Annotated in this window: 13 protein-coding genes and 1 other RNA gene; 7 read left to right on the top strand and 7 right to left on the bottom strand. The window is 55.1% G+C overall.

Annotated features, from left to right (window positions below; translation table 11 throughout):
- Window positions 1-131 precede the first annotated feature (131 nt).
- The 7 genes from tyrS to dusB all read right to left on the bottom strand — a co-directional run bounded on the left by tyrS (window position 132) and on the right by dusB (window position 6,131).
- A complete protein-coding gene (tyrS, locus tag M0Q23_02740; protein ID MCK9527561.1) occupies window positions 132-1,418 on the bottom strand; it encodes a tyrosine--tRNA ligase in 1,287 nt (428 codons plus the stop codon).
- A 338-nt stretch (window positions 1,419-1,756) separates the two neighbouring features.
- Window positions 1,757-2,545: a TIGR00282 family metallophosphoesterase gene (locus M0Q23_02735; protein MCK9527560.1), complete on the bottom strand. Its 789-nt coding sequence runs from the start codon at window positions 2,543-2,545 to the stop codon at window positions 1,757-1,759.
- Between the two features lie 12 nt (window positions 2,546-2,557).
- A complete protein-coding gene (gene rny / locus M0Q23_02730; protein ID MCK9527559.1) occupies window positions 2,558-4,123 on the bottom strand; it encodes a ribonuclease Y in 1,566 nt (521 codons plus the stop codon).
- A gap of 124 nt (window positions 4,124-4,247) precedes the next feature.
- A non-coding RNA gene (gene ssrS / locus M0Q23_02725) (6S RNA) lies at window positions 4,248-4,447 on the bottom strand.
- 3 nt (window positions 4,448-4,450) lie between these two features.
- Entirely contained in the window at window positions 4,451-4,738 is a 288-nt protein-coding gene (locus M0Q23_02720) for a cell division protein ZapA (GenBank protein MCK9527558.1), read from the bottom strand.
- Window positions 4,739-4,758: 20 nt separating this feature from the next.
- A complete protein-coding gene (locus tag M0Q23_02715) occupies window positions 4,759-4,989 on the bottom strand; it encodes a cell division protein ZapB (GenBank protein ID MCK9527557.1) in 231 nt (76 codons plus the stop codon).
- A 164-nt stretch (window positions 4,990-5,153) separates the two neighbouring features.
- Window positions 5,154-6,131, bottom strand: coding sequence for a tRNA dihydrouridine synthase DusB (gene dusB / locus M0Q23_02710; protein ID MCK9527556.1), 978 nt, complete (start codon window positions 6,129-6,131; stop codon window positions 5,154-5,156).
- 229 nt (window positions 6,132-6,360) lie between these two features.
- Between dusB and yihA the strand changes: the two genes are divergently transcribed.
- From yihA to M0Q23_02675, 7 genes are all read left to right on the top strand, one after another.
- Window positions 6,361-6,975, top strand: a complete 615-nt coding sequence (yihA, locus tag M0Q23_02705; GenBank protein ID MCK9527555.1) for a ribosome biogenesis GTP-binding protein YihA/YsxC — start codon at window positions 6,361-6,363, stop codon at window positions 6,973-6,975.
- Window positions 6,976-7,240: 265 nt separating this feature from the next.
- Complete coding sequence (locus tag M0Q23_02700) at window positions 7,241-8,386, top strand: (Fe-S)-binding protein (GenBank protein MCK9527554.1); 1,146 nt, start codon at window positions 7,241-7,243, stop codon at window positions 8,384-8,386.
- A 9-nt stretch (window positions 8,387-8,395) separates the two neighbouring features.
- A complete protein-coding gene (locus tag M0Q23_02695) occupies window positions 8,396-10,357 on the top strand; it encodes a CoB--CoM heterodisulfide reductase iron-sulfur subunit A family protein (GenBank protein ID MCK9527553.1) in 1,962 nt (653 codons plus the stop codon).
- Between the two features lie 18 nt (window positions 10,358-10,375).
- Window positions 10,376-10,813, top strand: coding sequence for a hydrogenase iron-sulfur subunit (locus M0Q23_02690; GenBank protein MCK9527552.1), 438 nt, complete (start codon window positions 10,376-10,378; stop codon window positions 10,811-10,813).
- The gene (locus M0Q23_02685) at window positions 10,810-11,670 is read left to right on the top strand and encodes a 4Fe-4S dicluster domain-containing protein (protein ID MCK9527551.1); all 861 of its coding nucleotides are present in this window, start codon (window positions 10,810-10,812) and stop codon (window positions 11,668-11,670) included. The genes M0Q23_02690 and M0Q23_02685 overlap by 4 nt, the downstream gene beginning before the upstream one ends.
- 37 nt (window positions 11,671-11,707) lie before the next feature.
- Window positions 11,708-12,736 carry a 4Fe-4S dicluster domain-containing protein gene (locus M0Q23_02680; GenBank protein MCK9527550.1) on the top strand — a complete coding sequence of 343 codons (1,029 nt, stop codon included), beginning with the start codon at window positions 11,708-11,710 and terminating at the stop codon, window positions 12,734-12,736.
- Window positions 12,733-13,593 carry an FAD/NAD(P)-binding protein gene (locus M0Q23_02675; protein ID MCK9527549.1) on the top strand — a complete coding sequence of 287 codons (861 nt, stop codon included), beginning with the start codon at window positions 12,733-12,735 and terminating at the stop codon, window positions 13,591-13,593. Before M0Q23_02680 ends, M0Q23_02675 begins: the two co-directional genes overlap by 4 nt.
- Window positions 13,594-13,612 lie beyond the last annotated feature (19 nt).

Below are 13,612 nucleotides of genomic sequence, written 5' to 3'. Positions count from 1 at the left end.
GAGGTCGGAATGGCGGAACTCAGCGACCAACATGACGATATTCAGCGACCCACATTGAGGAAATGAACGATAGAAAGAACACCATCGATCGTCTTTCAACGGTCGTGGAATGTTTGTGCCCGCCCCCCTTCTCAGGAGGTGCCGGGTCTCACAATGACGTAGTTTTTCTTGCCTTTTCGCAGGCGTATTTCTCCCCTGCCGTCAAGGCGGTCCGACCCGATGAGTTCATCCACGCGGGCTATGGCGGTACCGTTGATGTAGGCGCCTCCCTGGCTGATGAGCCGCCTGGCTTCACCCCTGGACGAGCAAAGCCCCGTATCGGCGAAGAGTTCATAGGCAGGAATACCCTTATCCAGGATTTCACTGTCGACAGTAATGGCCGGGATGGCCGAAAGGTCCTCCCCGGCGGCGGTTCGGGGAATGGAGCTGGACGGAAAGAGCTCTCCGGGGATGGTCCTCGCTCCGAAAGCGGCGGCCGAAGCCTTCCAGGCGGCCCGGGCCGCTTCGTCCCCGTGGGTGATTTTCGTGGCCTCATAGGCAAGGACGGATTTTGCCATATTGAGTTCGGCATCGGCATAGCGCTCGACTGCCCGGATCTCCTCCATGGGCAGGAAGGTAAAGAGGGCAAGAAACCGTTTCAGGTCGGCATCGTCGGTGTTGACCCAGTACTGGTAATATTCGTAGGGCGACGTCAGCTCCGGGTCTATCCAGATCGTACCTTTTTCAGTCTTTCCCATCTTGCTCCCCTGGGAGGTAGTGATCAGGGGGAAGGTAAGGCCGAATACCTGCTTCCCTGACATCCTGCGGGTCAGGTCGATCCCGGCAACGATATTACCCCACTGGTCGTTCCCTCCCATCTGAAGAACACAGTCGTAATGACGGGACAGGTAATAAAAATCGTAGGATTGAAGGAGCATGTAGTTGAACTCCACGAACGTGAGCCCCGTTTCAAGCCTCATGCGGTAACTTTCGGCGGCCAGCATTCTGTTGACACTGAAATGCCGACCAATGTCCCGCAGAAATTCGATATAGTTGAGACCGGCAAGCCACTCGGCATTGTTGAGCATGAGCGCTTTCCCCCCGCTGAAATCCAGATACCGGGAAAGTTGCTTCTGAATGCCGGCAACGTTTGCCTCGATATCCTCCACCGTCAGCACCCGCCGCAATTCCGATTTTCCGCTCGGATCACCGATGAGCCCTGTTCCGCCCCCCACAAGAGCTATGGGGCGATGTCCCCCCCGCTGCATGTGAACGAGAGCCATGATGGGAATCAGGCTTCCGATGTGAAGGCTCGTGGCCGTGGGGTCAAAGCCTATATAGCAGGTTATGTTCTGTTCCCCGAGTAGCTCTTCGATCAGCCGATCATCCGATGCCTGTTCTACAAATCCCCGATTCTTCAATACATTGAATACGCTCATACCCTCTTTCCTGACCAGTGATGATACTATAACACCTTCGAAAAACGGCCGAATGCGTCATTGCGACTGCTCAACTCCATCGTTCCAACCGCTCCTCCGTCAATCCGACCGAACTCTCTATCATTTCGACGGTATATTACTTCTGTCATGCCGAGCTTGAACATGATTCGGCTCCATCAATCCGACCGTCCCTCCGTCAATCCGACCGAACTCTCCGTCATTTCGACCGCCCTCTTCGTCATTTCGACCGCAGGGAGAAATCCTCCATGCCGACAATGGCAAAGAAAGATTCCTCGTCGAGATGCTCCCCGAAATGACAAAAGAAATCGGTCTCAATATCATGCATCCAGCTTCACGCTGACCCTGGAGATGGCCAGGCTTGTGCCGGAATCATCGTCAATGTCTATGATAACACCCTGAAGCCGGACATCTTTCTTGGCGACTTCAAATTTCGTGGGTCGCACCGTCAGGAACCGTTCTATGGCTGCTTCTTTTCGTATCCCCAAGATCGAATCAAAGGCTCCCGTCATGCCGGCGTCACTGATGTAGGCCGTCCCCTGGGGGAGGATCGTTTCATCGGCTGTCTGAACATGAGTATGGGTGCCTATGACGGCACTGACCGTACCGTCAAGAAACCGGCCGAGAGCCTGTTTTTCCGACGTTGCCTCGGCGTGCATGTCGACGATGATGACAGGCGTACAATCGCCCACGGTCCGGATGATACGCCGGGCGGTTTTGAAGGGACATTCAAGGGGGCGCATGAACACCCTGCCTTCAAGGTTGAGTACGGCCAGAGGCCTTTTCCCTCCGTGATTGTTTGTGACGACCCATCCCCGGCCGGGCGACCCCTCGGGATAGTTGGCGGGCCTTAGAAGGGTCGGATATTCATCGATGCAATCAATAATTTCTCGTTTGTCCCATATGTGGTTCCCCGACGTGAGAATATCGATGGGGCTTTCCAACAGCTCATCGATAACGTCACAAGTCACCCCGAAACCGCCGGCGGCATTTTCACAATTCGCCACGACCACATCGATTCCCTGCTCGTTCCTGATAGCCGGCAGCAGCATCCGTATCGCCCTTCGACCCGGCTTTCCGACGATATCGCCTATAAAAAACAGCTTCATACGGCCCCGTTTCTACCTGGCATAATCGGACACTCTCATCTCCCTGATTACGGTAACCTTGATCTGGCCGGGGTAGCTCAGCTCCGACTCTATTTTCTTTATAACATCCCTGCAGAGCATGACGGCGTCATTGTCGCTGGTGTTCTCGTTTTCCACCATTATGCGGACTTCCCGCCCCGCCTGGATGGCAAAGCACTTGTTCACCCCGTTGAATGAGTTGGCGATTCGCTCCAGATCGGCCAAGCGCTTGATGTAGGTTTCCAGCATTTCCTTGCGGGCCCCCGGCCGGGCCGCGGACAACGTATCCGCCGCCTGGATGAGAACGCCCAGCACCGTGTTGTTGCGCCCGTCCTCATGGTGACTGGCAATTGCGTCGGCAATGGTTTTCGACTCACCGTATTTCAGAGCGTATTCAGCTCCGATGGCGGCATGGGTTCCTTCGATTTCGTGATCGAGCGCCTTGCCGATATCGTGCAGGAGACCCGCTCTCTTTGCCTCTGTAACGTTCAACCCCAGTTCGGCCGCCATCATGCCCGTCAGGTGAGCCACTTCGATAGAGTGCTCCAGGACGTTCTGGGAAAAACTCGTTCGATAGCGCAACTTACCCAAAAGATTGAGGATTTCCGGATGAATATCGTGAATGCCGATGTCAAAAACAACCCGCTCACCGGTCTCCCGAATAACCGTTTCGACTTCCCCCTGAACCTTGTTCACCACATCTTCGATTCTGCCGGGATGGATTCGTCCGTCACTGATAAGGCGCTCCAGCGACCTTTTCGCCACCTCCCGGCGGATAGGATCGAAGCTTGAAAGAACGACCGCCTCCGGTGTGTCGTCGATGATCAGGTCCGTTCCCGTAGCGGCTTCTATGGCACGTATGTTCCGGCCCTCCCTGCCGATGATTCTTCCTTTCATTTCATCAGAGGGGAGATTGACTACCGACACTGTATTTTCCGCCACGTAATCAGAGGCGTACCGCTGAACGGCATAGGCCACGATCTCCCGTGACCGTTTCCCCGCCTCCCTGCGAGCTTCATCCTCAATTTTTCGAATCGTAGCAGCGGCGTCTCCCCTGGCCTCTGTTATCATGCTCGCGATAAGGGTATGCTTTGCCTCTTCCTGAGAGATCCCGGCGATCTTCTCGAGCCGTCTCTGCTGTTCACTGATGAGTTCGCCCACATGGCGGCTCTTTTCCGCAAGCTCCTCATTTTTTCGCGCGAGAGTACTTTCACGGGATTCGATGTTTCCCTCTTTCTGAACGAGTATATCGAGCCGTTTGTCGAGATTTTCTTCCTTCTGACGAAGGCGGTTTTCAAGCCTGTCGTATTCGTTTCTTTTTTCCCGGGTTTCCTGTTCAAGCTCGTTCTTTGCCTTGAGAAGATAATCCTTGGCCTGGAAAATAGCCTCCTTCTTCATGGCCTCTGTTTCTTTTTTTGCCTCTTCGACGATTCTTGCCGAGAGGCTTTCCGAGGACTCAAGGAGTCTCCTGGAAATCCGCAACCTCAGCAGGTATCCCCCTCCAATTCCAAAAGCAACCGATATCACTATGATTGCCGCAACCAATCCGTAACTGATCAATGTTCATACCTCCTGTTACAGTTTTGCGCAGCTTGGCAGGAATGCCGCGAAACACCCGGAACCGGGGCACAGTGAAATACAACGGGGATACAGTGAGAAAGACGAAGGTGGGGTGACTATCCTTTAATCCCCCGCCGATGCCGTGTTAACCATCTTTTTGAACCGTATACAAAGGTGGACGCCCTGATTCTGCTTCAGGCTGTCCGCGTCATTATCCCCCGGGGGGATAATGGCGGATATGCTCACCACAGAAAAGGAAGAGCTTCCGTGTATATGGCTGTTGGATCAAAAAAAACCGGTTAATCACGCACATCGCAGGGGATTTCATCATAGTATATGTTCTTTCGCGCTTATATAATCAATCAATTTCGCCGTCCTGATCTCCATCTGGTCCACATCCCGTTCATGCTGCCTGCGTATTTCAAACAGCTCATCCGCTATATTCAAAGCGACCAGTATGGCGATGTCCATATCCGAACTGTCTTTAACCGTCTTTCTCGTTTCTTGTGCCCGATTATTTACGAAATCAACAACGCTTTCGACATAGGCATCCTCCTTGTCGCTGAGGATCGAAAAGCTGCGATCCATGACCCGAATGTCGAAACGTTTTTTCAAAAAACATCCCCCTTTTCCCGTTACTGTGAGTCGTCAAGGTGGTCAAGTTTTTCAAGAAGCGAGTCAATCCTGCCTTTTACCGCCTCTTTTTCCTCCTTCAAGGCCCGGACCGCCGCTGTTGCTTCACGCAGTTCCCGGTCTCTGGTCCTGACCAGCTCTTCCAGCTCCCCCGTTCGCTGTTTGAGCTGAACGTACATGTCTATAACCTTCCTGATTTTTGCTTCAAGCTGATCAAATGTATGTGACTCCACGCTATCAAAACCTTTCTTTATAAAATCCGGCAGGGATTTATGAACGTAGTATTATAAATATCAGTTCCCCCAAAAAAGTCAAGGCGTAATCTCCCCGAAGAAAAGGCTTCCGTGGCCCTTGATTATGTTTAAAATCAGCATCTTAGAAAGGACGCTCCGGGCATTCAGAATGAAAGATGCTCCCTGTCATGGAGAAACCGGTGAAGGCGTTCAAGTACAGTATCCATGTTTTCCTCCTCCACAACGGATTTTCTGAACAGGGCCCCTCCCGGCAGGCCTTTCGTGTACCAGAGCAGATGCTTCCTGAATGCCGGCATGCCCGCTTTCATCCCCTGGAGCATGACGGACATTTCGAGATGGCGACGGATCATTTCCTCCCGTTCCGTCGGCGTCGGCGGTGCGAACCCTCGGCGAAGCATGGAACATAACTGTTCAAATATCCAGGGATTTCCAAGACTTCCCCGGGCTATCATGACGGCGTCACAACCGGTTATGTTCATCATGTCCATCACGTCCGCGGCGCTCCAGAGATCACCGCTTCCGATGACGGGAATACGGACAGCCTCTTTCACCTCCTCGATGACCCTCCAGTCAGCCGTTCCCCGGTATCCCTGAAGAGCCGTACGGGAATGGACGGCAATTGCATCAGCGCCGCGGGCCTCCGCAATGCGGGCGATTTCAACGGCATTTATGGAACCGGCGCTCCAACCGGACCTCACCTTGACGGTCAGGGGGAGAGCCGTCGCCGACCGCATCTCCCTGATAATGGCATCAACCTGCCGGGGGTCCCTCATCAGCGCCGCACCCGCCCCGGTTCGAACAACCTTTTTAACGGGGCAGCCCATGTTGACATCGATGAGATCGGCCCCTCTTTCATCTGCCAACCTGGCCGCCTCCGCCATTACGGCGGGTTTGGAGCCAAAAAGCTGAACACCCAGGGGGCTGTCGTGAACCGTTGAAGCCAGGTATTCTTCGGAGTAGCGGGTCTTTCTCGCCAGGCCATCGGCACTTATCATTTCCGTGTAACAGAGGGAGGCTCCGCAACCGCGCGCCACCGTCCTGCAGGCGAGATCGGTAATACCCGCCATGGGAGCGAGAAAAAGATTGTTTTTCAGAGTAAGCGTTCCAATGCGCACCATCATGCTATCCTTTTCCGGTTCCGGACGAACCCCCTTCACGGACCGGGAGTTTCTCCGGCGCCTTCATCCATGGGAAGTGTCGCATGTGTTCAGAAAAGCACATTTCTGTCAAGACGGATACCGGGGAAAACAGTGTACCGGAGAGTGTTTGACCTTTCGGCTCCATCGATGCTAGGGTGACCGGGATCGTGGAAACAGACCGCTACAGGCAGCGGCGTTCAGGTATCGCATCATGAAAATCACATCGGCGGAATTCGTAAAAAGCGCCCGGGTCCCTTCCCAGTTCACGGCGCCGGTATACCCGGAAATAGCCTTCGCGGGACGCTCGAACGTGGGAAAATCGACATTGATCAACAGGCTGACAAACCGCAAAAAACTTGCTGCGACCAGTTCGACGCCCGGCAAGACCCGCCTGATAAATTTTTTCCTGCTCAATGACGCGATATCCCTCGTAGATCTTCCCGGGTACGGATTTGCCCGGGTTTCCAGGGAAGTCAGGCGTGAATGGGGCCCCATGGTCGAGACCTACCTCCGGAACAGGCCGAATCTCCGCCTTGTGATCGTTCTTATCGACAGCCGCCGCAGACCTTCCGAAGCGGACCTTCAACTGCTCGACTGGCTGAAATCCACGGGCCGTCAATACCTGATCGTGGTTACCAAGTGCGATAAGCTGTCCCGGAACGAACTGCGGAAGCAGACCCTTTTGATTACAAAAACACTGGGTATCGAGGAAGACGGCCGGGACCTGCTGTTCTTCTCGGCCAAAACGGAGGAAGGAAAAGACAGGCTCTGGAGGGAAATTCAGAGAACGGTCGCTCCGCCTGAAATCCGGCAAGAAACTGACTGACAGTCATTCAGCGGGCTTTGTTTACCCTGATTTTATTACGCATATTCAGAATATTGTTAATATGCTTGACAAGAAAGTATCTTTGAGGCACAATCCGTATATTTGTGAACATGGGTTGATAAACAATTGAATACACTGCGCATTCCAAGATTCGGCATTTCCTTCGCAATCACGTCTAATAACGATTATCCCCCATACTATTGCTGCTTTCATCCCGGCGAACGAGCCGGGAAAAACCATTCTTACGCCAGACAGGAGCTCGAGGATGTCAGAAACCGTATCGCCATTTCTGGAAGTATCGCAGGCCATTATTGAGGCCGGTGGTGAAGCTCTGAAGAAATGCTACCAGTGTGGCACCTGTTCGGGAACATGCCCCTGGAAACCAATTTCACATTTCAATATCCGTACACTCATCCGCCTTGGCCAGTTCGGACTCGAAGGCATCGAAGACCTCATGTGGGGATGTTCGAGTTGCAAGTTTTGTGTCGACCGCTGTCCCCGCGGGGTTGAAATCATCGATGTCGTCACGGCGGCGAGGAGCGTGTATGCCTCGGGAGGACTCCTTCCCGGAAGCCTCCGATCACTGGTGGGAAGCCTTTCGGCCAACGGAAATCCCTGGACCGGTGATGCGTCCAAGCGCAACGACTGGGCCCGGGACGCATACCCCATCTACGAGAAGGGGATGGAGTACCTCTATTTCACCTGCTGTACCGTGTCATACGATGCACGCAACGTTCAGGTCGCCCGTGCCACGTCTGAACTCCTGACGAGGGCCGGGCTGAACTGGGGTCTGGTCGGCGCCGATGCCCGATGTTGTGGAGAAAGCCTGAGAAAGGTCGGCGATTACGACCTCTTCGAACGGCTGAAGGAACACAACCGGAACCTGTTCAAAGAGGCGGGGGCCGCGAAGATCATCGTCATCTCACCCCACTGCCTGGAAACCTTCACAAAAGAATACGGTGACTCCTACCGGGTCATTCATTTCGTCGAGTTGCTGGCGGATCTGATCCGGCAAGGAAAACTGTCGCCGTCACGGGATTTCGGCGGCAGGAAAATAACCTACCATGACCCCTGTTTCCTGGGGAGACACAACGGGATCTATGACGCCCCGCGGGATATTATCAACGCCCTGCCCGGCGTGGAGTTCCAGGAAATGGACAGGATACGGGAACAGAGCATGTGCTGTGGCGGCGGAGGCGGGGGGCTCTGGATTGAACGGGAAAAAGGGGAGCGCCTGAGCGACTTCAGGATTGAGGAAGCCCTGGAAACGGGTGCCTCGGTGCTGGCCACATCCTGCCCGTACTGCATAGCCATGCTGGAGGACAGCGTCAGAACGGCCAATGCCGATGACAGGATAGCCGTCAAAGATCTCTCGGAACTGGTTCTGGAGAGTTTAGAACAGCAAGACTGAGGAGCCTTTATGAGCAGAATCGGAGTCTTCGTCTGCCACTGCGGACTGAATATAGCAAAAAACATACGGGTCAAAGAAGTGGTTGAATTCTCAAGCACTCTTCCAGATGTGATCATAGCCGAAGAGTACAAGTTCATGTGCTCGACGCCCGGCCAGGAGCTTATTCAGAATCACATCAAGAAATATAACCTGAACAGAGTCATCATTGCCGCCTGCTCTCCGCTCATGCATGAAATGACCTTCCGCAAGGTGCTCGAGGGAGGCGGCCTGAACCAGTACCTGCTCTCCATCGTCAACATACGGGAACATGTGTCCTGGGTCACCGAAGATGAGGATGTGGCGACAGAGAAGGCCAAGGCCCTTATCAACGGGGCCGTTTACCGGGCGCGCCTGCTGGCGCCGCTGACGTCCCGGTTCATCGACGTCAATCCCGATGTCCTTGTCGTAGGTGGAGGCATCGCGGGAATCCAGGCGGCCCTGGAACTGGCCCGGACGGACAAAAAGGTCTATCTGGTGGAGCGTACCCCTTCCATCGGTGGTCACATGGCACAGTTTGACAAAACCTTTCCCACCCTGGATTGCTCGGCCTGCATTCTCACGCCCAAAATGGACGCAGTCCTTCAAAACCCGAACATCGAACTTCTCTCATACTGCGAGGTCGAGGAAACCAGGGGATTTGTGGGCAATTTCGAGGTCAGGATCCGCCAGAAAGCGCGCTACGTGGATCACGACAAGTGTACCGCCTGTATGGCCTGCACCGAGAAATGTCCCGGCAAGGGTATCTCGGAGTTCGACGAAGGCCTCGTCAGGAGGAAATCCATCTACATACCCTTCGCCCAGGCGGTCCCCCAGAAACCCGTTATCGACAGTGACACCTGCATATTCCTTCAGAAAGGAAAAGGATGCCGTCTCTGCGAAAAGGTATGCGAGCAGGGGGCCATCGATTTCGAGCAGCAGGACACCTTCATGGAGATCAAGGTGGGAGCCATCATCATGGCAACAGGCTATGATCTCATGGACACCACCCCGCTGGTGCAGTACGGCTACGGCCGATACCCGGCTGTTTACAACGCCCTCGAAATCGAGCGACTCTTCAACTCGGCGGGACCAACGGGCGGCAAGGTGATCATGCGGGACGGCAGGGAACCTTCGAGCGTTGCCATCCTGCACTGTATCGGCAGCCGGGACAAAAACCATTTTGAACACTGCAGCCGCGTGTGCTGCATGTACTCCCTGAAATTCGCCCATCTGGTGAAGGAGAAAACCGGTGCAGACGTGTACCAGCTCTATATCGACATGAGGGCGCCCGGCAAGGGGTACGAAGAGTTCTACGCCCGGATCCTGGAGGAGGACGTCAAGTTCATTCGAGGCAAGGCGGCCCGCGTCACCGACAAGACCAACGAGATGGAAGAGCCCGGCAAGCTGGTCGTGGAGGTGGAAGACACCCTGACCAGCACCTTCATGCGGATTCCCGTTGACATGGTCGTCTTGTCGCCGGCTATGAAACCCCGGACCGATGCCAGGGATATGGCACGGATTTTTAATCTCAACACCGACAAGTACGGTTTTTTCATGGAAAAGCACCCGAAGCTGGCACCCATCGCAACCATGACCGATGGCGTTTTCATCGCCGGTGCCTGCCAGAGTCCGAAGGATATCCCCGACACCGTTGCCCAGGCGACGGGAGCCGCCGCGGAGGCCCTCACCATCGTTGTCAAGGACCGCCTCGAGCTGGAGGCCACCGTGGCTTTCGTGAACGAGGCGGCCTGCTGCGGATGCCGGAACTGCGTCAACACCTGCCCCTTCGGCGCCCCTTTCTTCAAGGAAGACAAGGGTGTCTCGGAAATAAACGAAGCCCTCTGCAAAGGTTGCGGCCTCTGTGCCGCCGGCTGCCCCACGGGGGCGATCCTCACACATCATTTCGCCAATGACCAGCTCATGGCGGAGATAGAAGGTTTAATGGAGTTCTGACAAACCAGGGAGACAGGAATGGAATTCGAACCCAGAATACAGGGAATTGCGTGCAACTGGTGTACCTATACCGGAGCCGATCTCGCGGGAACGACGAAACTGAAGTATCCCCCGAACCTCAGACTGCTGCGGGTCATGTGTTCGAGCCGGATAAACCCCTCGTTCATTATCAGGGCCTTCCAGCTCGGGGCCGACGGGGTCCTGGTAGGAGGCTGCCACCCGGGAGACTGCCACTATGGTACGGGCAATTTCTACGCCAGACGGCGCCTGGCCATTACGAAGAAAATTCTTGATTTTGCCGGAATGGAGCCGGAACGGTTCCGGGTCGAGTGGATATCAGCCTCGGAAGGAAACCGTTTCGCCGAAGTAGTCACTGAGTTCACCGGCACGGTGAAGGAACTGGGTCCCCAGAATACATTCAGGATCGACAGAGAGGGGGCGGGCTGCACACCATGACGGACGCGAAAACCATAGAAAAACGATTGAAAGAAGAAGCGATCAGGCTTCTCGGGAGCGGAGCCGTTTCAGCTGTGCTGGCCTGGACTGCCGGATACGATGAAAAGCATCCCATGCCTTTCGCGGCGAGAAGCCTCGATGAGGTGGACGACCTGGTGTTCAACGAATACTGCACGGCCAACATGGCGCGCTATATCGGAGACTGGCCGGCGGGTACGAAGCTGGCGGTGGCGGTAAAGGGCGTCGACAGCCGGGCCGTTGTAGTTCTCATACAGGAAGAAAAAGCGTGCAGGGAGGACTTGGTCCTCCTGGGCATTCCATTCAGGGGCCTGAGAAATCACAAGACCGGGGATATCATCGATGAGAGGACGACAGCGGCTACGGCAAACCCCGTCCTTTTCGACATACTTCTCGGCGATGAAATAACAGAAGAGCCGGGCTCGCCCTATGACGTTCTGGCCGAACTGGAGGCGATGGGCAATGATGACCGCTGGTCCTTCTGGAAGAAGGAACTGGACAAATGCATTCGCTGCTACGCCTGCCGCAAGGCCTGCCCCATGTGCTACTGCGACCCCTGCTTCGTCGACCTGACACGCCCGCGGTGGGCCGACAAATCGCCCAATTCCGCCGGGAACCTCATGTATCACCTGACCCGATTCTATCACCTGGCGGGACGGTGCGTCGACTGCGGTGAATGCAGTCGGGCCTGCCCCGTCGACATTCCTCTCTATCTCTTCCACAAAAAAGTGGCGAAGGAATGTGAGGAGATGTTCAATCAGACTGCCGGTATGAACATCGATGACAAGCCCGTCATGGTCGATTTCAGGGTCGAGGATTCAGATTCCCTCCTCGAGTGAGAGTGCCGTGTGAACGTGAAAAAGGAGTGAGCGAACCGTGGTAAAAAAGATAACCCCCGAGACATTTCAGGGCTTCGTGGCTGCTCTCATGAACGGAGCACGCCTCTTTGCTCCCGTGGCCGACGGAGACGTGACAGCTTTCAGGCAGATCGACAACCCCGAAGAGGTGACACTTGATTTTTACAATACCACTCTCAGCCCCAAGAACGTATTGTTCCCCCAGTGCGATGAAATGGTCCGGTACCGGATCGCGAGGGAAGGGACCGAGTCGGACGTGGTACCCATTGATGACAGACCGCAGATTGTGTTGGGTGTAAGACCCTGCGACGTCAAGAGTTTCGAGATAATGGACGCTATTTTTGAGAGTGGCGGCATTACCGACCCGTACTGGAAAACCAGGCGTGACGCCACGACGATCATCGGCTATGCCTTCGATGAAGTCGATGAGGTCGACTTTTTCAGCGCCTTTGACATTCACGCCACAGACGACAGGGGAAGCGACCTTTTCATGGTCCGCAGGAACAAGGACTTCCTGCTGAAAGCAGTGACCGGGAAGGGTGAGGCACTTTTGGCGTCCCTCGAACTCGACACAGCCTCCGCAGAGGAAGAAGCATTCTACCGGGACCGGATCGCCTGGGGCGTTGAACAGAAAACACGGACCATCAACCTCGAGCATGCCCCGGAAAAACTGGCAAAGGTTTTTGACAGCCCCTACTGGGGAAAGGCCGCCATGGCCTGCCTGAGTTGCGGAGTCTGCACGTTCGTCTGCCCCACCTGCCACTGTTTCGATATCAATGACGAAACCCTCTTCCGCTCGGGGAGCCGCCGAAAGCTCTGGGATGCCTGCATGTTCACGGACTTCACCCTGGAAGCGAGCGGACACAACCCACGGACGAAGACCTCCCAGCGGCTGCGCCAACGGGTCAACCACAAATTCTCATATTATGTTACGAACTTCGGAGTAACATTGTGTGTGGGCTGCGGGCGCTGCACCCGGTTCTGCCCCGTCAACATAGACATACTGTCCGTCGCCGAAGGCGCCTTGAAGGAGAGTGAGCAACCATGACCACTGAAGGAGCTGCGATGCGCAATCCCTACATACCCGTCCCGGCCAGGGTCGAAAAGATAATAACCGAGGTGGATACGGGAGACATTAAAACCTTCCGCCTCGTCTTCGTGAACAGGGAAGATGAGGAAAACTTCACCTATCTTCCCGGCCAGTTCGCTGAACTTTCCATATACGGCAAAGGCGAGAGCCCCATCGGAATCGCATCTTCACCAACCCGGCCCGGGTATCTTGAATTCACCGTCCAGAAGGCGGGGCTGGTGACGAGTACCCTTCACGACCTGGACGAAGGGGCCGAAATCGGTATTCGCGGACCCTTGGGGAACCCTTGGCCCATAGATTTCCTGGAAGGGAAAAACATCGTTGTCGTAGGCGGAGGTTTTGCCTTTACCACCTTAAGGTCGCTCGTCAATTACATGCTCTTCGAGACGAACAGGAGCCGATTCGGTACCATCACCGTAATTTACGGCGCCCGGTCCCCGGGACTGCTCTGTTACAAGGAAGAACTCAAGGCCTGGGAAAAACGAAACGACATTAAAATGTGTGTCACTGTGGACAAGGGGGACGCGAACTGGAAGGGACGGGAGGGGTTCGTTCCTGCCGTCTGCAAGGAGGTCGCCCCCAGCCCGGACAATGCCGTGACGGTGATCTGCGGTCCCCCGATCATGATCCGATTCACCCTTCCGGAGTTCTTCAACCTTGGATTTTCCCGGGAAAACATACTGACATCGCTGGAAATGCGCATGAAATGCGGCATCGGCAAGTGCGGCCGATGCAACGTCGGCCACAAGTACATCTGCAAGGATGGACCGGTTTTTTCCCTTGCGGAACTCGACGGCCTGACTCGGGACTACTGACCAATCGTTACGCGAGAAG

It is taken from the genome of Syntrophales bacterium, from assembly GCA_023228425.1.
In the GTDB taxonomy this organism is placed as follows: domain Bacteria; phylum Desulfobacterota; class Syntrophia; order Syntrophales; family UBA2210; genus MLS-D.
Note: the sequence above shows the minus strand (reverse complement) of the source record. Positions and strands in the feature narration are given on the sequence as shown.

Bases quoted from the DNA above. Each gene is read 5' to 3' on its own strand.
- yihA (MCK9527555.1), top strand. From the start codon at position 6,361: ATGAAAATCACATCGGCGGAATTCGTAAAAAGCGCCCGGGTCCCTTCC.
- M0Q23_02675 (MCK9527549.1), top strand. From the start codon at position 12,733: ATGACCACTGAAGGAGCTGCGATGCGCAATCCCTACATACCCGTCCCG.
- M0Q23_02735 (MCK9527560.1), bottom strand. From the start codon at position 2,545: ATGAAGCTGTTTTTTATAGGCGATATCGTCGGAAAGCCGGGTCGAAGG.
- M0Q23_02685 (MCK9527551.1), top strand. From the start codon at position 10,810: ATGACGGACGCGAAAACCATAGAAAAACGATTGAAAGAAGAAGCGATC.
- M0Q23_02690 (MCK9527552.1), top strand. From the start codon at position 10,376: ATGGAATTCGAACCCAGAATACAGGGAATTGCGTGCAACTGGTGTACC.
- M0Q23_02695 (MCK9527553.1), top strand. From the start codon at position 8,396: ATGAGCAGAATCGGAGTCTTCGTCTGCCACTGCGGACTGAATATAGCA.
- tyrS (MCK9527561.1), bottom strand. From the start codon at position 1,418: ATGAGCGTATTCAATGTATTGAAGAATCGGGGATTTGTAGAACAGGCA.
- M0Q23_02700 (MCK9527554.1), top strand. From the start codon at position 7,241: ATGTCAGAAACCGTATCGCCATTTCTGGAAGTATCGCAGGCCATTATT.
- dusB (MCK9527556.1), bottom strand. From the start codon at position 6,131: ATGATGGTGCGCATTGGAACGCTTACTCTGAAAAACAATCTTTTTCTC.